Origin of the sequence: Vibrio sp. 10N.222.52.C12 (genome assembly GCF_041474215.1) — a bacterium.
Taxonomy (GTDB): Bacteria; Pseudomonadota; Gammaproteobacteria; order Enterobacterales; family Vibrionaceae; genus Vibrio; species Vibrio crassostreae_C.
Genome location: NZ_JBFRTR010000051.1, coordinates 1 through 22,128, shown reverse-complemented (window position 1 = coordinate 22,128; position 22,128 = coordinate 1). Strand labels below are relative to the sequence as shown.

The window sequence follows — 22,128 nt, the reverse complement described above, 5'->3', positions numbered from 1 at the left end:
ACTTCTCGCCCCAATACAAAACGAAAGATCACAGCATTAAAACAAGGTAGAAACCATGAACAAATTATTTGAAAAATCAGAACTGAAAGGCCTAGAACTGCAAAATCGCGTGGTTATGGCACCCATGACACGCGCTCGCACTAGCCAACCTGGAAACGTGCCCAACGACATGATGGCGACTTATTACCAACAACGAGCAAGTGCAGGACTTATCATCACTGAAGCCACACAAATTTCAGATGACTCTCAAGGTTACTCATTCACACCCGGCGTTTATACCGATGCGCAAATCGAAGGTTGGAAATCAGTCACCACAGCAGCAAAAGAGCAAGGTGCCGCGATCTTCTGCCAACTATGGCACGTAGGCCGAGTATCACACCCTACCTTTCAAAAAGGCGAGTTGCCGATTGCACCTTCAGCACTGGCACCCATAGAAACGCAGGTTTGGATCTCTGATGAGAATGGTAACGGCAACATGGTGGATTGCATCCAACCAAGAGAGATGACCCAAGCAGACATCGATCGTGTTGTTCAAGATTTTGCTAACTCAGCGAAAAAAGCAGTCGAGGCAGGGTTCAACGGAGTGGAAATACACGGTGGCAATGGCTACCTGATTGATCAGTTCCTAAGAACCAACTCAAACAAACGCACCGACAACTACGGCGGTAGCCGCGAGAACCGACTTCGCTTCCTAATCGAAGTGGTTGATGCTGTGATTGAAGAGATAGGTGCCGATAAAGTAGGTGTGCGCTTGGCGCCGTTCATCACCTTCAAAGACATGAACTGCCCAGATATCGTACCAACGATTTTAGAGGCATCGAAGGCACTTCAAGATCGAGACATCGCTTACCTGCACCTATCAGAAGCCGACTGGGATGATGCTCCAGTTATCCCTGAAAGCTTCCGTGTCGAACTAAGAGCCTTGTTCTCTAACACCATCATCGTTGCCGGCAGCTACACACCACAACGCGCCGAAGAAGTACTAAGCAAAGGCTACGCCGATCTCGTCGCATTTGGTCGCCCATTCGTTGCTAACCCAGATCTAGTTTCACGCCTACAAAACGGCAGCGAACTATCAGAACTTGATGGCGCCACTCTGTTCGGCGGCAACGAAAAAGGCTACATCGATTATCCAGTGTTGTAGTGAATCTTAAATTGATAGAACTGCCTTAGATTTTCCTTCAGGCAAAAGAAAGGCTCGCATGACTAGTGCGAGCCTAATGCAGTTTAGGGGGTAAACCACAATCTGATATTAATCTGGGACTAATTATTTAACTTATGAGCCATTATGCACTTGTGCGCATTGATATTCTATTTTTAAATGATTCACTGCAATTAATCAATCGATAAAAGTTAGCGTTTGGTCAATTTAAACCACATAGATAACAGTGGTTTAGTGAGTGATGTCTAGAAAACCATCATAAAACCCATAAAAATCAGATCTATAAGCTTCTCATTTGCCAGTAGCCTTCACCATTAGTGGCGAGTTGGCTGTGTAAATAATCGAGCGTATCTGCGACCGTTCCCGCAATGCCTTGTGGTGGATTGAACAACAGCAAACCACTGCCGATCAGGCGATCATCACCCTTGGGCTCTCTAAGGCGAAGTTCCGACTTGATCGGACTTGGTAGCAAGCCATCTTTTACCGCTGTCACGCAGTGATTCAGAATCAGTGAGCTCTTATCATCCGTGTAAAGCGGATACCAAATCAGGGCCGAAACCTTCTCAGATTGCTGATATGCCTTAACCAAGGCATCAATCACCGCGAGATATTCAGAATCGGTTTCATAGGGTGGGTCGATAACAATCAGGTGATGATTATCGTGTTTTGCTATGTCGTCAGGCAGTGCTTTCAAGCCATCGCCCGCGGTAATGGTGAGCTTACTTGAAACATCAAGATCGCGTTGCAGCTTCTCAATGTTGGTTTGTAATAGGTCGGCTTCGTCTTGCTGGATGTCTGAAAAATAGAAACTGTCTTGGCTGCGGCCTTGTTGATAGGTAATGGCAGCAGAACCGGGATACAAAGAGATAAGCTGATTCGGATTGTAGTATTCCAGCACCGACATAAAAGAAGCGAATGCCGGAGGAAGATAAGCCTTGTTTCGCCACAAGTACCCGACCCCCTCAGCAAACTCACCAGCATGATTACTGGGTGCAGTAGTGAGGTCATAACACCCTGTACCAGAGTGCGTGTCGATAACATTGAGGCGTGAATGTTGCTGCATTAATGACTGAACAAGTGCACTCAATACTGGATGCTTTAGCGCATCACCATGGTCGCCTACATGACATTGATGTCGATATTCCATTCCCTTGCCTCATTTCTACGAACGTCATCTAAACATACTTCATATCATGAGGGCTTGCCTGCTCAATCCATCGTTTTTTGAAATAGGCTCTCTTTTCTGTAACTGTTTGACTCTTATAAAAAATAAAGCCCCTCGTTTTGTTATAAACGAAGGGCTTTGTTGACGTTACTGACTAAGTTGTACTGTTAACCAATAGATAACCTAAGGGTACTCACCCTCAACTTCTACCGGCGCTTTCACTTGGTAGTGACAAGGCTGTAGACCAAGTAACTTAGGCAGTGTGATACCTACTGAAACTGAAGACCACGTACCGCTGACAATACCTACAACCAGTGCAATCGCGAAACCTTGCAGCGCAGCGCCACCAAGTAGCCAAAGTGCAGATACGGTGATTAGCGTTGTACCTGAGGTCACCATGGTGCGTGAGAAGGTCGCTTTAACCGATTCGTTAAGCAGGTTGTCAGTGTCACCATTTGGATTACCACGCAGCATCTCACGGACACGGTCGGCAATGATGATCGAGTCATTCAATGAATAACCCAAAATCGCCAACACAGCCGCTAACACAGTCAGGTTGAACTCGAACTGAGTAAAAGCGAACAGACCCAAGATAAGCGTCACGTCATAGATGATCGCGGCAAGGGCGCCGAGTGCTAAACGCCATTCAAAACGTACACTCAGGTACAGCATGATCATTAGGAAACACACCAATACCGCTAAGCCACCTTGGTCAACCATGTCTTGACCAACTTGAGGGCCAACCACGCTGCTGTTAAGCACTTTTACTTGGTCGCTTACAGAAGACAAAGCATCCACTAAGTTTGGCTGTGGAGCGTCTGTCAGTTGGCTATAACGGATTGTCCAGCGATCCTGTTCTGCCATACCAACCACTTGCACGTCTTGTTGGAAAGCTGCATCAAGTTTTGTTTTTAACGCATCTTTGGTGACTTGATCAGAGAGCTGAACCTCGGCAACCACACCACCTGTGAAGTCCAAGCCCCAGTTAAAACCTTTCACCGCCACCAGCATCACAGAGCTCATGAACAGCACAATAGATATCGCAGACATCACCTTACGAAAGCGAGTCATATTCTTATCCGAAATATAGCTATTTGAAAAATAGCGGTCTGAAATAGTCATTTTTGAAGTACTCATGCTTAAATCCTTACATCGTGGCGTTGGTCACGCCCCCAAACCAAATTGATGATCGCTCGTGAAGCAAAAATGCCCGTGAACATACTGGTTAGAAGACCTAAGCCTAGAGTCAGAGCGAAGCCCTGAATCGGTCCATTACCAATGGTGTATAGAGCCACAGCAACGATCATGGTGGTGACGTTAGCATCGAAAATTGACGAGAATGCGCTATCGAAACCACGATCGATAGAGCTAGCAAAGCTGCGCCCTTCTTTCATCTTGTCTCGAATACGCTCGAAGATAAGCACGTTAGTGTCTACCGCCATACCGACGGTCAGTACCAAGCCCGCAATACCCGGCAGAGTTAACACCGCACCCGGTAGCAAGGCAATCAAACCAAACAACGTGGTCATGTTAACCACCAATGCACAGTTCGCGACCCAACCAAGGCGGCGGTACCATAGCGCCATAAACGTGAGAGTCAGACCAAGGCCAAGAGCCAAAGCAGCAAAGCCATTCGTTACGTTTTCAGCACCCAGAGATGGGCCAATAGTACGCTCTTCAATGATGGTAACAGGCGCTGTTAATGAACCGGCACGTAGCAATAGAGCAAGCTCTTGTGCTTCTGCCATGCTGCCTACACCAGTGATTCTGAAGCGGCTACCCAGTTGAGATTGGATGTTTGCCACACTGATTACTTCGCTGGTTTTTTCGCTGTTACCGGCTCTGTCACGGCTGTATTCGCTGTAAACGGTCGCCATTGGCTTGCCGATGTTATGGCGAGAAAACTCAGACATTTTCTTACCACCAGAAGAATCAAGCGTGATGTTTACTTCTGCACTGCCCATTTCACCAATGCCACTGCGTGCATCGATAATGTATTCACCGCTCAGCACTGCTTTGCGAGCAACCACTACGCGATTACCATCTGAATCTTTCAGAGTTTGAGTATTGCGCGTTGCGTTGTCGTACACAGAGTAGAACGCTAATGAAGCCGTAGCACCAATCACGTCTTTCGCAGCTGCAGGGTCTTGTACACCCGGTAATTCGATACGGATACGGCTTTCACCTTGGCGTTGAATCGATGCCTCAGTGATGCCTAGCTCTTCAATACGGCTGCGCATGATCTGCAGGTTTTGTTGAACCGTTAGATTACGTAGCGTTCTTTGCTCTTCTTCAGACTGAGTTAACGTTAGCGATTTATCTGAACGGTCACGTTGCCATTGTGGGAACTCTTCGCGAATCAGTTTCTGTGCTTTCTCGAAATCGGCATCAGTACGGAAGTTAAACTCAACTTGGTTGTTCACCACTTTACCGCGTGCATAACGCACTTGGCTGGTGATTTCATCGACTACAGATTGCGCTTGTGCGTGGTAAACCGGTTCCATGTCTACTTCTAACAGGAACTGCACACCACCACGTAAATCAAGGCCTAGCTGAATCGGTGCGAAGCCCATGTCAGTCAGCCATTTCGGAGCTGCTGGCTCCATCGCTAGCGCAACCGTCGCGTTGTCCAATAGGCGCTCATTCAGCACCTCTTTAGCCTTCGCTTGTTGTTCTGCGTCTTCCAAGATTACGACTAAACGTTGGTCTTTTTGAAATGCCGATTTGGCTTGAATGCCTTCGCTCGCAAGGTATTGGGTAATTTGGCTAGCATCGATGGTCTGTTCAGAACGGTTGTTAATTTGAACCGACGCATTCTCGCCATACCAAGAAGGTAAAGCACTCAGAACCATGATGATAATGGTGGCGATAAGCACCGCGTATTTCCACTTTGAGTAGTGGTTAATTTGTTTTCTTTGAATGCGTTTTTTCACAGTCAAGATCTCTTCTTTCTACCAATCACCGTAAATACGTGCTCAAAAATAGCACCAGAAAAAAGCAGTGATCGAGCATTTTAACCAGCTAGGGTGACCAGTTATTTACTACGATTGGTATGTCTAATATTTTGCGAACACGAGCGATGGCTAATCACGACCAGAACAAGCTGATTGAAAGATAGTGATGCTAAAGCTGATGTCGCTATGTTTGTCTTGGTTAACTGGCGAGTTCAATGGGCACTAGGCGACCATCGATACGACCAATTTAGGGTCAAACGATTAGCTAAGAAGTTCTCGGAAATGCGAGTATTGGATGTTGCCCTCTTTCCACCCCGAAAGCCGGGAAGACGGAGAACTCACAATACTGGTCCAGTGCAGCTTGGAATCCAACAACGGCGTGTTGAAGAGCAGGGAAGCCAGTATTGAGGGGGGAGAGAAGTCAATCAGTAGATGATAAGCAGGCTCAAGATCGGCCACGCTTTCTTGCTCGTTACTGAGCATACGTCTGAAGTTTGCTGCTTGAAGGCTTGATTCGGTGTCGTGATAGTTAGAACTGTCACCAGAAGGCACGGTGCCAAACTGAGCCTTATCGCACTCTAAGTAGCTCGACGGATTATCCGTATCAGCTTGTTTACAAAGATCATTCTGTGAAGATTGCTCTTGAGCCGAGTATATTTGAAATGGCTTAGAAGGAAACGAATAGCCGTTAGAATTCACTAAGCCAAAGCTCAGTAAAAACAACATTAAGACTAATCGGGTACCCAGTTTAAGCAATCTAATATCCAAACAACATTCTCGTAGATCGTCAATCTACAATACAAATGAAACGCTGTCTTGATTTAAAACATTTTTTTAGAAAATGATACGATGCAACCGATTAAGCGATCTCAAAATTTAGATTTACATAGATCTAAAACGGCTTAACAACAGGTGAGGCATAGACGTTATGAATGGTGGGAAAACAAGAAAGCCAAGCGGTGCTCGCTTGGCTTTGAGTTGTCTCTTTCTGTTGGTTTCAAGCTTTAGGCTTTAGGCTTTAGGCTTTAGGACGCATGATGTTCTTAACCTTACGGCTATTTTCACCAAAGATGCGTTGGACAAGTTGATTCATGTCTTCCGCAGTGATCGACCTTGCCACTCGCTCAACTTGAGACAAAGCTTCGATATCGTAACCATGAAGTAAATAACGAGACAGGTACCATGCTTGGTCAATAGAGCTCGTCTCGAGAGGCGTGAAGTCCGCTTCAAACTGTTTCACGACTGCGTGCATTTCCTTTTCAGAGACGCCTTGTAAAAGGTCTGCAATCACTTTATCGATCGCCACTTCGACTTGGTCAACGTTCTCCGGCGCTACCATCGCCCCGATAACCCACTCACCACTCAGCTCACTATCTGCGGATGCTGAATACGCATATGGCGAGTAATCTAAGCTCAACTCTTCACGAATATAGGTATCTAAACGAGTCGCCAGCAAGCGCTGCAGCAAGTCTTCCATGAAAACATCTTTTGCCGACATTTTAACTTCAACGCTAGGCTCAGAGATAACTCGTAGGATGTACTCTGCACTATTCACATTGTTGATCGCTAAATCAATGCGTGATTCAGATGGCTGCTTGTAAGCCACCTTAAATTCAGGAACCTCAGCTTTTTCTAATGGAATCGAAGCCAAGTATTGCTCAACCAAAGGCTTTAATTCACTTGGGTCGATGTCACCCACGATCACCAATTGGTTATGCCTCATTTGACCAAACAATTGCTGATGAAGATTAGCGACGTCTTCCACAGAAACCGCTTCAACACGTTCTTTATCAACAAAGAGGTGGCCACTGTCTTGACGATAGATATTCTGGTTTCTTGCGCGCTCAAACTGACCGACAGGGCTGCTCAAGAAAGATTCTTGACCTTGTACAAACTCCTGTTTCACTGCCTCTAACTGCTCGGGAACAATTTTAGGCGCAGTTATGAAGGTATAAAGCGCAGCAAACGTATCTTTAAGTCCGTCTTTATTGATATTAAATTCAATACCATGACGAGTATTACCAATGAAAGAATCGGCGCTAATATTTTCACGATCAAAGTACGCTAAAAGCTCAGAGCCCGTAAACTCACCGACACCACTTCGAGCGAAGGTAGGTAACGCAACCTCAACAGCTGGGTACAAGCTCGGATCCAAAGCGGCTTTTCCGCCGAGGCTCATGTACATCACCCCAACATCATCACCTGCCTCATAATCACGCAGGTACCACATGTCGATGCCATTGCTTAACGTCCACTTTTGGATGTATGGGTCAATAGACATTTGTTCAGCAAGTACAACCTCGCCTTGCGAGCTAGGTACAGCAAAAGCGCTGGCTGTTCCAATCGCAAGCGGCGCAACTCCCGCCTCGCTATACGTGGCTTTTAAACTATCGAGAGAGTTGATGATCGCGGTTCTGTCTTCGGAGTCATCCATCCCAATAACAATAAAGTAATCATCAGAAAGTAGATTCTTGATGTTGTCGTTAATCACTTCAAGGCTCAAGTTAGCGATGAAAGCTTCCAAGCTTGCTTGATAATCTTTCTGTGATTGGACTATTCGATCATTGACTAACGCACTCACTTTGTAATTCGCGTGTTCAACACTGTCCATTTTATCCCAGTTATGCTCGATGTTATCCAGCAAGTCTTGGTAGTAGTACAGTTCGCCAGCAATATCCGTTTCCGAAACACCAAAATCACGCAATGATGCCAATGTAGAAAGCAGATCTTGTTGGATAACTTCACGGTCTCCAGCCGGAAACCCAACACTTATTGACGAATAGTAAAAAGCGCCCATTCGATAACTATCAGATGCAATCCATTGAGTCGGGAACGCGGCATCATTGAGCACCGCTTCTAATCGTCGTTGAATCAATTGCTGAGCGGTTTCATCTAACCTGCGTTGATTCTGCTGAGCATGATTTTCAACTATATTTGAACCGCGGTTAAACGTCAGAGTGATGCTTGGCGCTTCTCTTCCTGCGTACTCAACATAATCATCTTCATTGAATGAGGTCGTTTTCTGTTTCTCTGGTCTCGGCGTATCGCCACGCTCCCAGCTAGAAAACTTTTCTTCAATAAGTGGAATCACAGTTTTGATGTCCACATCACCAGAAACGACCAGCTCAACTATTTGAGGTTGATACCAAGTCTGATAAAAGTTGGTGATGCCTTGAGGAGTAGCATTCACGATCGACGATTTAGTCCCTAATGCATCTTGCGATTCGTACGGGCCGCCTTCAACGAAGTAATCATAATATATATCTCCGAATGACTTATCATCGAGGCGAGCCATACGGAACTCACCAAGAACCACGCCTTTTTCTTTTTCGACTTCTGAACTTGATAGATCCAGGCCATCACCAATGTCACGCATCCACGTCAAAGCAGACTGCAATTGGATGTTATCTGGCAAATCTAACTGGTAGACCGTCTCTTCATAAGAAGTGTAGGCATTAATATCAGCACCAAAGCTAGCGCCTGCGTCTTCGAATAGACGAATCACATCATTTTGAGAGAAATTCTTACTGCCATTGAATGCCATGTGTTCCAAAAAGTGCGCGTAGCCTTCTTGTTGAGAAGTCTCTTGAATCGAACCGGCGTGCACGACTAAACGAACAGATACGGATTCTTCATGATCTGGATAAACATGATAAGTAAGGCCATTTTCTAGTTGGCCTGAAGCCCATGCCGGATCCGGCTGGATTGGCGTTTCGGTAGTTTTTGATGTTGAGCTACAGCCAACTAAGGTGAGGCATAGAGCCGTCGCTAAATAATATGTTTTCATAACAACCTCTTAATGTCATTCATCGACAATATACAGATTGAGCTAACGATTATTATTTAATATTGAACCTGATGAGTATCTTTGTGATCTAGATCTTTATTTTATAAATCATAAATCGTTATGTAAGATCGCTGTGCTCATTTAAAGTGGTGTTTTGATAAGAGCCTAATACATCGATTTTAGACTCGCTTGTCAGTGCAATAAAAAAAAAGCCAAATGCTTGAACATTTGGCTTGTAAGTGAATCCACATATAAAAAGTAGAAGCGGCTTTCAAGAAAACCACTCACCTAACTAGACCTAACCTTGTGGGCTTAACAAATTCTTCAGCTGATAGCTGTTATCACCAAAAATTTCTTTCGCATACTCTGTCATGTCTTGACTAGAAATTGAGTCTGCCGTCCCCTGCAGGTCGAACAACACCTCAAAACCATAGTCATGAATCAAATAACGAGAAATAAACCAAGCTTGTTCGGTAGGCTTATATTTAAGTGGAGTAAGGTCCGCTACAAGCTGCTTAGCGGCCGTCCGAGTCTCATCTTCAGAAATCCCTTTTGCCGCTTCAGCAATGACCTTATCAATCGCCTGTTCAATTTTATCTGAGTTTTCTGGAGCCGTTAAAGAGCCGATTAACCAGTCATGACTCGGCTCACTGTCTTGTGCAACCGAGTACACATAAGGCGCATAATCCAAACCTAACTCTTCACGAACATAAGCCGTTAAACGGCTCGACAACACGCGCTGAAGCATATCGTCCATAAACACATCTTTTGCGGTTTGATCCCGAGCTTGCTGGGAAATCACACGCAATAAATACTGACTGCTGTCTTCATTATTGACGGATATATCCATTCGTTCTTTCGAATCAGGACTATAAGCCACCTGATAATCAGGAGACACAGCGGCTTCTAATGGCAACGATGCAACGTATTGACGCACAAGAGGCTTAATTTCAGCGGGGTTAATATCAGCAACAATAACCAATGTATTGTCTCTTAATTTTTGAAAGAGTTGATGCTGTACGTCTAGTATATCTTGCGACGTGACAGCTTTAATATCGTCACTTTCAAGCATCATGTGACGGCTGCTTGTTTGATAGCTATTGCGATTAACCATCTGAATAAACTGACCAACTGGTGTTTCTAAATATGCTGTACGATCTTGAGCAAATTCAGACTTCACAGCCTCAAGCTGGGCACTGTCTATTTTAGGTTCGGTTACAATGGTATGGAGCGCAGCTAAACCCTCTGCAAGCGTCTTTTTCTTGGCGCTTATTTCTAAACCATGATGAGTAAAGTTGATAAAGGGGTAGATTTCAATGTCTTCGCGTCTCAAGTGAGCGGTGAACTCCGAACCACTAAATTTACCAACACCACTACGAATCGAAGCTGGCAGAGCAATCTCTACAGCAGGAAACAGCGAAGGACTCAGCGCCGCTTTTCCCCCCTCACTTGCATAGTAAACCCCAACACTATTACCAGCCTCAGAGTTACGGAGATACAAAACTTCAATGCCGTTGCTTAGTGTCCATTGCTTCAAATTAGGATCGTCACTCACCTGAACTTGTTTTACAATTTCACCTTGAGACGCTGGTACACTAAACGCCGAGCTTGCAGTAACGAGCAATGGTCTGTTACCTGTCTTTTTATAGGCTTTTCTGACATCTTTTAGCTCGTTATTCATTGCCTGCAAGTCTTCTTTAGACGATAAACCTAATCCCAAAATATATGGACTAGAAAGTAAATCATCTAAATTATCATTTACGGCTTCTAGATCCGTACTCGAAAGAAACTCTTTCAAGCTCGACTTATAATCAAGCTGTGATTGAACCGTTTGGTTAATCACCAGCGCCGTCGACTTACCGTCAGCATGAGCTACTGCGTCCATTCTCTCCCAGTTAGCTTGAATGTCATCAAGGTTAGCTTGGTATTGCTGTATCACACTCGTGAATTCATATTCGCTCACACCATAATCACGCAATGAGGCGAGAGTAGAAATAAACTGCTGCTGGCTTTGCTCTCGACTATCGAGAGGAAAGCCAACCGTAGTAATGGAATACCTTTGGTACTCTAAGAAATAGGGAGTCGAAGCAACCCATTGCACTGGCAATGCAGCGTCAACAAAATCTGAATTCAACCTTTGTTGGATGAGTTGTTGAGCAATATCATCTAGCCAAAGCTGATGTTGTTGCTCATGGCTCTGTGTCACTCTTTGCCCACGCTCAATCACTATCCCGATGCTCGGTGGCTCGCTCCCAGCTCCATACGCCACAAAATCTTGAGTATTGTAATCCGCTGACGTGTTCTTCACGGGAACCGGTGTTGTGCCTCTTTGCCAATCAGAGAAAGTTTCTTCAATCAAAGGGATCACTTCTGCCAGAGTGATATCACCAGAGACAATCACCTCGGCTAACTGAGGTTGATACCAGGTTTGGTAATAGTTATTTAACTCTTGAACATTCGCATTAGAAACGGATTCTTTATTGCCAATGGGATCGTTGGTTTGGTAATTCGTGCCTTCAACCATATGATCGTAGAATTTAAATGAGAGAGGCTTATTTTCAACTCGTGTGTGTCGAAATTCTCCTAATATCACCCCTTTCTCTTTTTCGATCTCAGCGCCGGACAGCAGTAAACCATCGCCAATATCTCTAAACCATGCCAACGCTTTATCTAGATTCTTGTTGTCGGGTAGATCTAACTTATAGAGGGTTTCTTGATAAGAGGTATAAGCATTTAAGTCAGCGCCAAAGCTAGCACCAGATTGCTCAAATAACTCTACTACATCATTCCCTGAAAAATTGTTGCTGCCATTAAACGCCATGTGCTCAACAAAATGGGCATAACCTTTTTGTTGATCGCTCTCTTGAAAAGAGCCGGCATGCACAAGTAAGCGTACCGATACTGGTTGTTCTCGGTCAGGGTAAACGTGGTAGGTTAAACCGTTATCTAATTCACCTGTGACCCAATATGGATCGGATTTCAATAACGTTTGTTGATGAGGAGTAGAACTGCAACCTAGCAATGTGGAGCTCAATACGACGACTAAATAGTATGCTTTCATAACGATCTCTTTGAAGGGCTTTGCTTCAATATATCCGATCGCCAAAGTGTAATAATTCGCCATTAAATCAAACGACTAAAATTTTAGAGTCACTCGATATAAATATGAAAGTGTTTAATTTATAAATTACATGAATCAATTATAAAGGTGATATGTCGCGCCTTTTGCTCGTACGCTACATACCCTTAAACAACGCTTGCGAGGCACGGCTGATCGGTAGCTTTTCCCCTGACACATACGCCGACATCTGACCTGAGAGCCCTTTCTTCACCTTATCAATGGCGGAAACTTTCACTACCACTGAACGGTGGATTTGCCAAAACTCATCAGGATTGAGTTGCGCTATCAACTCTTTTAGTGACACGCGAAGAATATACTCCTCTAGCGATCCCCCTTGACCCTTCTTAAATATAGACACGTACTTGTCTTCTGCTTTGAAGTAAGCGACATCATCGACGGCGATTAGGTGAATGTCTTCCCCTACACTGGCTTTGAGCCATGTGAGATACTTTTTCTCCGATAGATAAGGAGGCTGCGTTTGCTGTGACGTCGACTGGGATAGTTGTTGAAGCTGAGCCATTAACGCCGTGATATCGGGCTGTTCTGGCGTGGTACCTGTTTGTGTTTGATTGCTCGACAGACGCGCTTGCACTTTCTGACATGTGGCCAGTAAACGCTCTTCATTGATTGGCTTAAGCAGGTAGTCCATCGCATTGTGATCAAAAGCTTTGACCGCGTATTCGTCATAAGCCGTGATAAACACAATCAATGGCGGTGAATCTAACTTGTTGAGTTGTTTCGCCAGAGAGATACCATCCAGTTCCGGCATACGAATATCGAGAAAAGCCACGTCGGGCTTAAGCTGCTGAATACTCTCCATCGCCTCCAAACCGTTTTGTGCTTTACTGACGATTTCTAACTCCGGCCAAACCTCAGCAAGGCTCTTGTCTAAGTGGTGCCTTAACAGTGCTTCATCGTCTGCGATTATCGCCGTTACGCTCGGCTGTACTGTTGGGTTGTTCATGGTTAGTCCTTTAAATTCACACTGTAAATCGTCTATTTTGCGTCACTGTTCGGTGTTTTCTGATCTGTAATTCTAGGCGGCTGCCTCAGTCAACGGTAACAAGATCGTCGAGACTACCCCGCCTTCAGCGTGTTCAGTAATCGTTAGGCTCGCCTTATCACCATACAGGGTTTCGATTCTTTGACGAATATTGCTTAACCCAACACCGTGACCCGTATTCGCAGAAGGCGTTTTCAACCCAGCGCCATTATCAGCCACTTCAATTTTTAGCTGCTGTGCTTGTTGAGTAATACGAATATTCACTTGGCCACCAGCGGCTTTGGGCTCGATGCCGTGCGTGAGTGCATTCTCGACCAAAGGTTGAATCAAGAACGGTGGAATCACCTGCAAATCGCTAATCTCGTGTGTTTCAATCGAGAACGTTAAGCGCTCACCCAAGCGTATCTTTTGGATATTAAGATAAGCGTCTAACAAGTCGACCTCTTGTGCGATGGTCGATTGTTCAGTGCGGCTGTTTTTCAAAGTCACACGCAACAAGTCGGTCAGTTTTTCGAGCATCAACTTGGCTTTCGCGCTGTCACTCTCAATCAATACATTGATGGTCGCAAGCGTGTTGAACAGGAAGTGCGGCTCAATTTGGCTCTGCAGTTGCTTAAGCTGACTCAGCACCACCACCTTTTCTTGATCAGCTTGGCGACGCTTGGCCACTTCTAATTCATTGTCGGCACGTAGCTGCTGCTCTCTTGTGTAGAAATAGTAATAACAAACGGAACAAAAGATCACACCAAGCAGCATCACAGACTTAAGATCGGAAAGGTTAGAGCCGAAAAAGCCGTTCAACCAATAGTGTGCATTCAAGGTACCAAAGGTCATCGCGATCACCATTGAGATACCCACCTCAAGCGTTCGAGATGTCCTCTTAAACAACTTCACCAAGATGAAAGAAGAACCCACGGCGCTGTAGCCAAAGCCAAAACTGATTGCCAGGTTAACCGTTAATCCGCCGCCCCAAATCGTATGGGTTGTAATCGCAATAAGAACACAAAATAGCGTGGTGAACGCGAAACTCTTAATCCATGAAAACCGACTGTTTGAAGAAGTGTCCATTAAAATCGTCCTTTGATATTTAAGAGAATCATATGACTATCGGGTAAGTTGGCGTAAGCAGAATCACTTTTACCGCCTAGAAAGCGTGCAGCAAGTTCCAAATCCAACGATGAATTGCCATTATCTAAAGCCTGATAGTTGAGCCACTGGGTAGCAATAAAGCCGCCATCTTGAGGAGATAACATCACATCAAATGTCGGCGTGATATCTTCAAGCCAGCCATGTGTCGAATCCAGAGACCAGTGAAACATGATGTTGTGTTGAACCAAATTGGCGTGTTGATAACCTTGCGCGTAAGACCCTGCTAGTGATGCTGTCATCGGATTAACAGACAAAAACTCTGCACTTTCTATTGCGCTTTGCCATTCAGAATTGCTCCAAGCGCGGCTATCAAACCAGTATTCCAAGACCACATTGTGACCCGTGTCATTGGCCCATGTTAGTCCTGCCAACGCTTGATAAGCTTCGCCCTGCTCTTCAAGATACACAGGTTTAAGCATTGAATTAGGCTGACTGTAGCCAAGGCTTTGTCGTTGATAGACCACCGAGCCATGAAACTCCCACGCGAGGTTTAATACCGACACTAAACTCGCCCCAAGCAAGCCGTGACGTACATCGTCATAATAAGCGACCCACTGATACTCATGGTCACCCACTAGGTTGTAACGACGCAGCCCAAAGCCTTGTTGCTGGTTCTGCTTTTCGAATTCATTTACGTCTTGAGAAGTCCATGACGAATCGCTGTAAAGCAGTGTCCATTCTCCCGTCATATCGAACAGTGACGCCGAGGCCACACCCGCGCCCTCTTCTGCGACAATGCCCACCGGGTTTTGTCGATAAGGCTTGATGATGTCTAACGGTCGATAGCCATAACCCACGCCCCAATCCAAACGAACCTTGCCAAGCGTGACATCGAGGTAATGGTCGCCGATTAATGAATTCGACAGCTCAGCGCCCCCTTGCCAAAACAACTCACGCACAATGAATTCAGACTCAAAGCTCGCGTCTTGTTGTTGAGGGTTATTACTTAGAATATCGTTGGCTTTCACTGCGAACAGACCAAGCCAATTGCCATATCCAACCTCAAGATCCAGCAAGCCATTGAATGACTGACGATTATCAGTTGGTAAGGGGCTAAATGGCGACTCTCGCGATTCAACGGCTTCTGCACTGAGTTGCCAATCCCACGCCAAGTTCAGATCGTCCGCTTGAATCGTGTTACTCACACAAGACAAAGCAAGCAAAGTAACGGCTGAATACTTGATGTGGAATCGGCGATTGGAAGCTTTCATGACGCTCACCTAAAGTCCAGACACGCTGTTACGCGATAGGTAGGCAGGGTTGTAGTATTTATCCGCCAAGCTTTGTTCACTCACTTCGCGGTACTCAATCACGGTTTTCTTTCTTGGTTGAATCTTATCGAGCAGGGTCATCGACATCACTGTTGGCAGTCCATCACGCACGCCTTCAGCAAACCACGCTTGTTTCGCCAGTTTACCTGAACGCAGGTACAGATCCGCTTTAACTGGAAACGCTCGGTCTGCTGTTAACCACAGATCAATCGACTGATAGCTGGCACCCTTAGTTTTCGCCGCGAGCTTTAGGTGATGGGTATCGAGTGTCTCGCCACTTGGCATCTCAACTCGTTGCTCAGCAACCCACTCACCTTGGTAATCTTCACTCCACGTCAGCGTCGAGATATCCCCTACCGAGGCTTCACCCAATAGCTTTTGCATCGGGGTAATACGAATGGGACGGCGAGATTTCGGCATCAGTAGCCAATAATTATCTTCTATCATCAGCATCTTTTGACCTGCCTCGACGGCTGATTTGAACACCACCAACGACTCTCGATTTGGTCTTGTATAGACGTTGTATTCACGGGTTTTGTCCAGTTGCTCGTCTTGATACAACGCCACTAAAGACACTACCTTAGAGGCTTGTGCGCTGTTCAACCGGTAACTATCCGCCTTCGCGATCATCTCTGTGACTTGTTGTGAATCAACTGCCCAGCTTGGCGTCGATGCTAGAACCAAAGCCAAAACAGAGCCCAACGCTAAAGCCAAGGTATTGAATGAATGAGTTAATTTAGACATAAACCAGCGCCTCCGTGATTGGCTTATTTACACCTTTTCGAGCAGAGAAATAAGCAGCCAGCAAACATATCGTCAGCACACCTAAAGTGGCGTAACCAACTAATTCCAGTGAGAAGTAAATGTTGAGTGGGTAACCTTCGGTTCTGCCTGGAGGTGGCGGCATTTGCACATCAATCACCAGCAATAACACCGACACTAAACCGCTCACTAGTGCGCCTATCGCACTGCCAATTACCGCCAGTAAGCCCGCCTCTTTTAGAAAACCCGCCACGATTTCAGAAGGGTAACTGCCAAGTGCCGACAAGGTGCCAATTTCACGAGTACGCTCGGTCACCGACATGGTCATGGTGTTAAACAACGACACAAACACTACCAATGCCATCACCGCGCCCATGATGCCGAAGATACGGTCGTAAAGATCTTTCACCTTGGTGTAGAAAAACGCGCGATCTTGCCACGGGGTGATCTCGATCTCTGTGCCTTGATCGCTTTGGCTCGCACTATTTCGATCTAAAGCTGTTTGGATACGCTGTTGAACGGTCGAGGTCTTGCTTGTCTCAAATAAGAACACCGACAAGGTACTGACTTTGTCTGAAGCCAAAAGCTCTTGAGCGGTGGTGATATGAACGTAAAGCTGACGCTTATCCAGCTCAGGCACTCCTGTCGAGTAAATACCCTGCACCTTAAAATCAAAAGCGTTCAATGCGCCGTCACTGGTGGTGGCGAGCAGTGTCACCCAATCATCAACCGCAACTTTGAGGTTGCGAGCAAGGTCGGTTCCCAGCATCACTTGTGGCTCTTGGCTGTCGTATCTGGGAGATTTCACATCAGAGAGAGTTTGACCGCTGCGCACGTCAAGGAAAGGTCCTTTCATGTCGAACTCGCGCTCATTAACGCCTGTTCCCATAAAGATGCTCGACTTGCTGCCGTTAGACACCAAACCACTAAAATAGACTCGCGGCTGCACCCCACGCACATTGCTGTCGCCAATAATGCTCTTGGTTAGGGCTTGAACATTGTCTAGACCATTGCTCAGCGGCATGTCTTCATCTTGCTCAAAATATCCCGGCGTACTCAAAGTAAGATGACCAGTATCGCGCGCGGTCGATTCACGCAGAGATTCATAGGTATAAAGCCCATAACCTCCAGCCGAGGTCAGCGCAAATACGGCAATTGCGATGATCAATACCGAAAGCAGACTACGGCGACCGTTTCTCAATAAATTAAGCCACGCCAAACGCACCGAGGTAGGAAGCAAAAAAGTGCTCATTCTTTGTGTTAACTTGCCCATGAGATTGCCTCCATTGCTGTGGCTTGTAGTGCCAGTTGACCATCGATAAGTTCAATGACTCGGTCACAACGCTGCGCCATTTTTGGGTCATGCGTTGCGACAATAAAGGTGGTGCCCATTTCATGGCCGAGCTCTTTCATAATGTCGATCACAAGGTTGGCGGTGTGACTGTCTAAGCTAGCGGTCGGCTCATCGGCAATGACTAAGCTTGGGTTGTGGATTAGCGCTCTGGCTATCGCGACACGTTGCTGCTGGCCGCCTGAAAGATTGTCTGGGCGATGATGTACATATTCGCCTAGCCCAACACGCTCCAACATCTCTTGTGCTCTGGTCTGCTGTTCTTGTTTCGAACATTGGTTCAACATCAATGGGTAGGCCACGTTCTCAAGTGCCGTCATCACTGGAACCAGATTGAAGCGCTGAAATACAAAACCCAACGACTGACGGCGAAAGCGTGCAGCGGCGATTTGCTCTGTCGGATACGGTTGGCCATCAATATTGATCTGTCCTCGATAGCTCATATCCAACAAACCAAGAATATTCAAAAGTGTGCTTTTTCCAGAACCCGACGGGCCACACAACGCCACCATTTCACCGCGCTGGATATGGCCATCGACCCCGTTTAATGCATCAACACGTTGACCGCCTGTGATATATGCTTTGCCGATATCTTTAAATTCAATCATCCCGTTTTCCTCTGATTACTAACCAACTGTTTAGCTTCCATGCCCTTTATTTCGCTTTCGCTATTAGGGCCTTCGCAGTCATCGTTTCGATGTTGTCGGCATCGGCCGTTTCCATTTGCTCTAGCCACGCTTGTGCTTGCGTTAGGTCTTCAGCACGAATCGATGCCTCAATCGCATAACGGTAAATCCACGATGTCACAGCGAAATGCTGTTGCTGGAAAGCATCTTCAGCCAATAGCGAGAGGAACAGGTCATAACCACGATCGAAATGATTAAACATGTCTGGCAGAGAGGTGTAAGTAACGGCGGCCATTGCGCGAGTTAGGTAAGAATCTGGCAGCCCTTGAACACGGGGTTGTTCATGAATTGGTTGGTCTTCGTCTTTCAGCAGCACCAGTGATTTATCAATGGTTGATAAGCCTCTCTCCACATACTTCATCTTGTTCCAAGGTAAGAACGCATCACGCCCCATCAGGGTTTCTGTGCTTCCTAAATAAACTAAAGTCAGTGGCGTAGCGCCGTCTTGTTGCAGCGTGTCATTAAGGCGTTCATAAGCCACCTCAACCAAGTCTTCATTGCCTTGCGCCGCTTGGTTGTAGATATCGAGCACGTCTGAACTCGGGTTGGCCTGCACCAAAGTGGGTGCGAATGAAACAAGTGCAATCAGTAATGAACGCTTAAGCACAGAAGTTGTAGAGCCTGAATTAAATGAGTGTGAAGTAGTCATGATTTCTAATCCCTTTCAAATGTTGACGTTGAAAGGTTAACTAGAATTTGTCGTGCAGTTTTACCAATGCGACGAATGGTAATTATAAGGAGTGAATGGTTGAGAGGCGGTGTGAGTGGGGTCTCAACCTTATAGGAACTAGACGAACACTATTCGCATAATTAGCCATAGTTACCTCCCCCTCTAACTCCCCCTCAATCTGGGTTCATCAATATCTCTAGATCTTTAGCAGAGGGGGAGAACTTTCTTTAGCACTGAACATATATCGACACTTTTAACGATCGATGTTCTATTCCTCCCCTCTCCACGATCAGCAAGGGATCTACATATGAATCAAGGGGAGGCTAGGAGGGGATTTATTTTGGATTAACGCACTCGGCAGAGCTCAAACCAAAAAAATAGCCGCTAATCCGCGGCTATTTTTAGTTATCTAAACGAAGTTCCTATTACTTCGATCTTTCTACTTCTTTGTCTCTTCAACCACGGCTTTCATCAATACTGATGTATCCATGCGGCCTTGTCCTTCGGCAGACAGTGCCTTGTAGGCGTTGTTGGTCTTTTCAGTCAGTGGAAGCTGGATGCCTTGGCGCTCAGCTTCATCTAGACAGAAACCTAAGTCTTTGATCATCCAATCAATTGCAAAGCCAAAATCGAACTTGTCTTGTGCCATTGTGGTAGCACGGTTTTCCATCTGCCATGAGCCAGCAGCGCCGTTTTTAAGGCAATCAACCAGAGTTGGGATATCCAAACCTGATTTTTCAGCAAGCACTAAGCCTTCAGATAAGCCATTCAACACTCCTGCAATGCAGATCTGGTTAACCATTTTCGCGCGTTGGCCTTGGCCGACTTTACCCATAAGAACTGACGACTTACCGTAAGCTTCGAACACAGGTTGAAGGTCGTTGAAAAGCGCTTGTTCGCCACCACACATGATGGTTAGCACGCCATTTTCTGCGCCCGCTTGGCCACCAGATACAGGTGCATCCATAAAGCGAATACCGGCTTGCTTCGCTGCCACTTCAAGCTCTTCAGACAGAACTGCAGACGTTGTAGTGTGATCGACAAGAATCGCGTTTGGCTTCATCGCTGCCAATGCGCCTGTTTCGCTGGTTGTCATGCTGCGTACGTCGTCATCGTTACCCACACAAACCAATACCACGTCAGCTTCCGCTACACACTCAGCCACAGATTCAGCCGCTTTACCTTGGTGTTTATCAGCCCAGCCTAGCGCTTTGCTGTGAGTGCGGTTAAATACCGTTACTTCAAAACCGGCTTTGACTAGATGGCCTGCCATTGGGAAACCCATAACGCCTAGCCCGATAAAACTTACTTTCATTTCTTTCTCCTTTTATTTGACCAAACCATCGCTATGAAAAGATCGAACACTCTCAATCAATGCATCAATAAGCAGGGTCAAAGCCTTTGGCTGATATTTTCTTTCTTTGTACACTAAATACGCTTGGCGATCACCCCGATGATACTCAGGGAGTACTTAAATCAGATTCATGTCGGGATAAGACGAACAATATAATGAAGTTCAGCGATAAATCGCGACCAGAGAACGCTTTGTCAGCCGTACATTATGGAACGATGATCAAGGAAAATCAGGTATAACGTTCATAAAAAAACCGAGCACTAGGCTCGGTTTTTTAATAACTGTTGTTACTGTAAAGATTACAGCTCAGCGTTGTGGTAAACCTGCTGAACGTCATCACAGTCGTCAAGCATGTCTAAGAACTTCTGGAACTTCTCAGAATCTTCTTCAGCTACTGGTGTAGTTGTTTGAGGAACGAAAGTGATTTCCTCAACGTCTAGCGTTAGCTCTGGGAACGCAGTGTTTAGTGCAGTCTTCGTTTTGAAGAACTCAGTCGTTGGAGCGAATACAGTGATAACACCGTCTTCTAGCTCAACGTCAGTCACGTCTACGTCTTCCATCATTAGCGTTTCTAGGATGATCTCGTCATCTTCGCCTTTGAACTGGAATACAGCTTGGTGAGCGAACATGTGAGACACAGTACCTTCAACACCGATTTTCGCGCCAGTCTTAACGAAACATTGACGAACGTCTTGGAAAGTACGGTTGCCGTTATCAGTTAGACAGTCAACGATTACACTTGTGCCACCTGGGCCAAAACCTTCGTAACGAGCTGGTTGGAAGTCTTCACCGCCGCCGCCATTCGCTTTATCGATCGCTTTTTCGATAACGTGTGCTGGTACTTGGTCTTTCTTCGCTTTAGCAATCAGGTGCTTAAGAGGTAGGTTCATGTCTGGGTCAGAGCTGCCGTTCTTAGCCAGTACGTAAATCTCTTTACCGTATTTAGAATAAACTTTAATTTTTGCGCCTGCAGTTTTCGCCATTGAGGCCTTGCGCACTTCAAAACTTCTTCCCATCGGGATCTTCTCTCTGATTCAATTAACGGTGCAAATTCTAGCAAATTACTGTGTCATTTCAATTCTACAGCACTGCTGGGCAAGGTTTGTCTGCGTTTATGCGACACCCATTACCCGTTTGTATTTTTCTACAGACTGTTCAAACCACACCTTTTCATCTGGGTCACCTAGCTTCATTGCTTCTTCAACAATGGCTTCAGGGCCACATTTCGCTTGCTTCAGTTTCCATACAAGAAACGATGCTTGCTTATCCAGTTCGATTTTATTTTTCTCACTGGGTGGAAGGAGTGAAAGGTTGATAGACATTATTAGCCTTCGTCTGTAATACGCTTGGCCGAGAAATATATCATAGAGCAGCCTCATAAAACCAATACTATGAGCAATAGTGGGGGTTGTCGGACGAGAAAGCAGCAAGTCGCTGATGCAGGTCAAGCTAGTTTGGGAAAGTGTGTTTGGCTAAAGAGCCGTTACAAGATAAAAAGTAGAGGGGTAAATGTTATCTTTGTATGGCCAATGCTGCTGCATTTCGAGAAAAGCAGCAGCATAACTAACACGCTTACTCTATATTAGTAAAAGCTTGGCAAGGGAGGTCTAAAGGAACTTCAAAAGTGACTCTATGAGCAATGTTTGATTCATCTAAGTTTTTAATACCGCCTCCGATAGGCGTTGTTGCCTAA

At 45.8% G+C, this 22,128-nt stretch carries 17 protein-coding genes and 1 pseudogene; 1 reads left to right on the top strand and 17 read right to left on the bottom strand.

Going from position 1 to position 22,128, the window contains the following annotated elements; genetic code table 11:
- Positions 1-55 precede the first annotated feature (55 nt).
- Entirely contained in the window at positions 56-1,144 is a 1,089-nt protein-coding gene (locus tag AB4623_RS10080) for an alkene reductase (protein ID WP_372057706.1), read from the top strand.
- A gap of 298 nt (positions 1,145-1,442) precedes the next feature.
- On the opposite strand, the gene rlmJ is transcribed toward AB4623_RS10080, so the two are convergent.
- The 17 genes and pseudogenes from rlmJ to AB4623_RS09995 form a co-directional block, all read right to left on the bottom strand.
- Entirely contained in the window at positions 1,443-2,309 is an 867-nt protein-coding gene (gene rlmJ, locus AB4623_RS10075) for a 23S rRNA (adenine(2030)-N(6))-methyltransferase RlmJ (RefSeq protein WP_372146325.1), read from the bottom strand.
- A gap of 201 nt (positions 2,310-2,510) precedes the next feature.
- Positions 2,511-3,464, bottom strand: coding sequence for a protein translocase subunit SecF (gene secF / locus AB4623_RS10070; protein WP_372146323.1), 954 nt, complete (start codon positions 3,462-3,464; stop codon positions 2,511-2,513).
- Between the two features lie 2 nt (positions 3,465-3,466).
- Positions 3,467-5,266, bottom strand: coding sequence for a protein translocase subunit SecD (gene secD / locus AB4623_RS10065; RefSeq protein ID WP_372146321.1), 1,800 nt, complete (start codon positions 5,264-5,266; stop codon positions 3,467-3,469).
- A 276-nt stretch (positions 5,267-5,542) separates the two neighbouring features.
- On the bottom strand, positions 5,543-6,007 hold the full coding sequence (locus AB4623_RS10060) for a hypothetical protein (protein WP_017072340.1): 465 nt from the start codon (positions 6,005-6,007) through the stop codon (positions 5,543-5,545).
- A 292-nt stretch (positions 6,008-6,299) separates the two neighbouring features.
- On the bottom strand, positions 6,300-9,068 hold the full coding sequence (locus AB4623_RS10055) for a M16 family metallopeptidase (RefSeq protein WP_372146319.1): 2,769 nt from the start codon (positions 9,066-9,068) through the stop codon (positions 6,300-6,302).
- A 298-nt stretch (positions 9,069-9,366) separates the two neighbouring features.
- Positions 9,367-12,129, bottom strand: a complete 2,763-nt coding sequence (locus AB4623_RS10050; RefSeq protein ID WP_372146317.1) for a M16 family metallopeptidase — start codon at positions 12,127-12,129, stop codon at positions 9,367-9,369.
- Between the two features lie 175 nt (positions 12,130-12,304).
- The gene (locus tag AB4623_RS10045) at positions 12,305-13,153 is read right to left on the bottom strand and encodes a LytTR family DNA-binding domain-containing protein (protein WP_017066907.1); all 849 of its coding nucleotides are present in this window, start codon (positions 13,151-13,153) and stop codon (positions 12,305-12,307) included.
- A gap of 72 nt (positions 13,154-13,225) precedes the next feature.
- Complete coding sequence (locus tag AB4623_RS10040) at positions 13,226-14,260, bottom strand: sensor histidine kinase (RefSeq protein WP_017072337.1); 1,035 nt, start codon at positions 14,258-14,260, stop codon at positions 13,226-13,228.
- Positions 14,260-15,552 (bottom strand): hypothetical protein, encoded by a 1,293-nt coding sequence (locus AB4623_RS10035; RefSeq protein WP_372146315.1) that lies wholly within the window; start codon positions 15,550-15,552, stop codon positions 14,260-14,262. Before AB4623_RS10035 ends, AB4623_RS10040 begins: the two co-directional genes overlap by 1 nt.
- Before the next feature lie 9 nt (positions 15,553-15,561).
- On the bottom strand, positions 15,562-16,356 hold the full coding sequence (locus tag AB4623_RS10030; protein WP_017072335.1) for an outer membrane lipoprotein-sorting protein: 795 nt from the start codon (positions 16,354-16,356) through the stop codon (positions 15,562-15,564).
- A complete protein-coding gene (locus tag AB4623_RS10025; RefSeq protein ID WP_372146313.1) occupies positions 16,349-17,647 on the bottom strand; it encodes an ABC transporter permease in 1,299 nt (432 codons plus the stop codon). Before AB4623_RS10025 ends, AB4623_RS10030 begins: the two co-directional genes overlap by 8 nt.
- On the bottom strand, positions 17,635-18,333 hold the full coding sequence (locus AB4623_RS10020; RefSeq protein WP_372146311.1) for an ABC transporter ATP-binding protein: 699 nt from the start codon (positions 18,331-18,333) through the stop codon (positions 17,635-17,637). Before AB4623_RS10020 ends, AB4623_RS10025 begins: the two co-directional genes overlap by 13 nt.
- A gap of 46 nt (positions 18,334-18,379) precedes the next feature.
- Positions 18,380-19,060, bottom strand: a complete 681-nt coding sequence (locus tag AB4623_RS10015; protein WP_372122578.1) for a hypothetical protein — start codon at positions 19,058-19,060, stop codon at positions 18,380-18,382.
- Positions 19,061-19,520: 460 nt separating this feature from the next.
- A complete protein-coding gene (locus AB4623_RS10010) occupies positions 19,521-20,396 on the bottom strand; it encodes an NAD(P)-dependent oxidoreductase (protein ID WP_102428112.1) in 876 nt (291 codons plus the stop codon).
- A 12-nt stretch (positions 20,397-20,408) separates the two neighbouring features.
- A pseudogene (locus tag AB4623_RS10005) lies at positions 20,409-20,573 on the bottom strand (LysR family transcriptional regulator); the annotation flags it as partial.
- 161 nt (positions 20,574-20,734) lie between these two features.
- Entirely contained in the window at positions 20,735-21,451 is a 717-nt protein-coding gene (locus AB4623_RS10000; RefSeq protein ID WP_010432326.1) for a YebC/PmpR family DNA-binding transcriptional regulator, read from the bottom strand.
- Between the two features lie 96 nt (positions 21,452-21,547).
- Positions 21,548-21,757: a DUF3283 family protein gene (locus AB4623_RS09995; RefSeq protein WP_008216860.1), complete on the bottom strand. Its 210-nt coding sequence runs from the start codon at positions 21,755-21,757 to the stop codon at positions 21,548-21,550.
- Positions 21,758-22,128: the final 371 nt, after the last annotated feature.

Coding starts and splice junctions, on each gene's coding strand:
- AB4623_RS10080 (WP_372057706.1), top strand. CDS start 56: ATGAACAAATTATTTGAAAAATCAGAACTGAAAGGCCTAGAACTGCAA.
- rlmJ (WP_372146325.1), bottom strand. CDS start 2,309: ATGGAATATCGACATCAATGTCATGTAGGCGACCATGGTGATGCGCTA.
- secF (WP_372146323.1), bottom strand. CDS start 3,464: ATGAGTACTTCAAAAATGACTATTTCAGACCGCTATTTTTCAAATAGC.
- AB4623_RS10060 (WP_017072340.1), bottom strand. CDS start 6,007: ATGTTGTTTTTACTGAGCTTTGGCTTAGTGAATTCTAACGGCTATTCG.
- AB4623_RS10055 (WP_372146319.1), bottom strand. CDS start 9,068: ATGAAAACATATTATTTAGCGACGGCTCTATGCCTCACCTTAGTTGGC.
- AB4623_RS10050 (WP_372146317.1), bottom strand. CDS start 12,129: ATGAAAGCATACTATTTAGTCGTCGTATTGAGCTCCACATTGCTAGGT.
- AB4623_RS10045 (WP_017066907.1), bottom strand. CDS start 13,153: ATGAACAACCCAACAGTACAGCCGAGCGTAACGGCGATAATCGCAGAC.
- AB4623_RS10040 (WP_017072337.1), bottom strand. CDS start 14,260: ATGGACACTTCTTCAAACAGTCGGTTTTCATGGATTAAGAGTTTCGCG.
- AB4623_RS10035 (WP_372146315.1), bottom strand. CDS start 15,552: ATGAAAGCTTCCAATCGCCGATTCCACATCAAGTATTCAGCCGTTACT.
- AB4623_RS10030 (WP_017072335.1), bottom strand. CDS start 16,356: ATGTCTAAATTAACTCATTCATTCAATACCTTGGCTTTAGCGTTGGGC.
- AB4623_RS10025 (WP_372146313.1), bottom strand. CDS start 17,647: ATGGGCAAGTTAACACAAAGAATGAGCACTTTTTTGCTTCCTACCTCG.
- AB4623_RS10020 (WP_372146311.1), bottom strand. CDS start 18,333: ATGATTGAATTTAAAGATATCGGCAAAGCATATATCACAGGCGGTCAA.
- AB4623_RS10015 (WP_372122578.1), bottom strand. CDS start 19,060: ATGACTACTTCACACTCATTTAATTCAGGCTCTACAACTTCTGTGCTT.
- AB4623_RS10010 (WP_102428112.1), bottom strand. CDS start 20,396: ATGAAAGTAAGTTTTATCGGGCTAGGCGTTATGGGTTTCCCAATGGCA.
- AB4623_RS10000 (WP_010432326.1), bottom strand. CDS start 21,451: ATGGGAAGAAGTTTTGAAGTGCGCAAGGCCTCAATGGCGAAAACTGCA.
- AB4623_RS09995 (WP_008216860.1), bottom strand. CDS start 21,757: ATGTCTATCAACCTTTCACTCCTTCCACCCAGTGAGAAAAATAAAATC.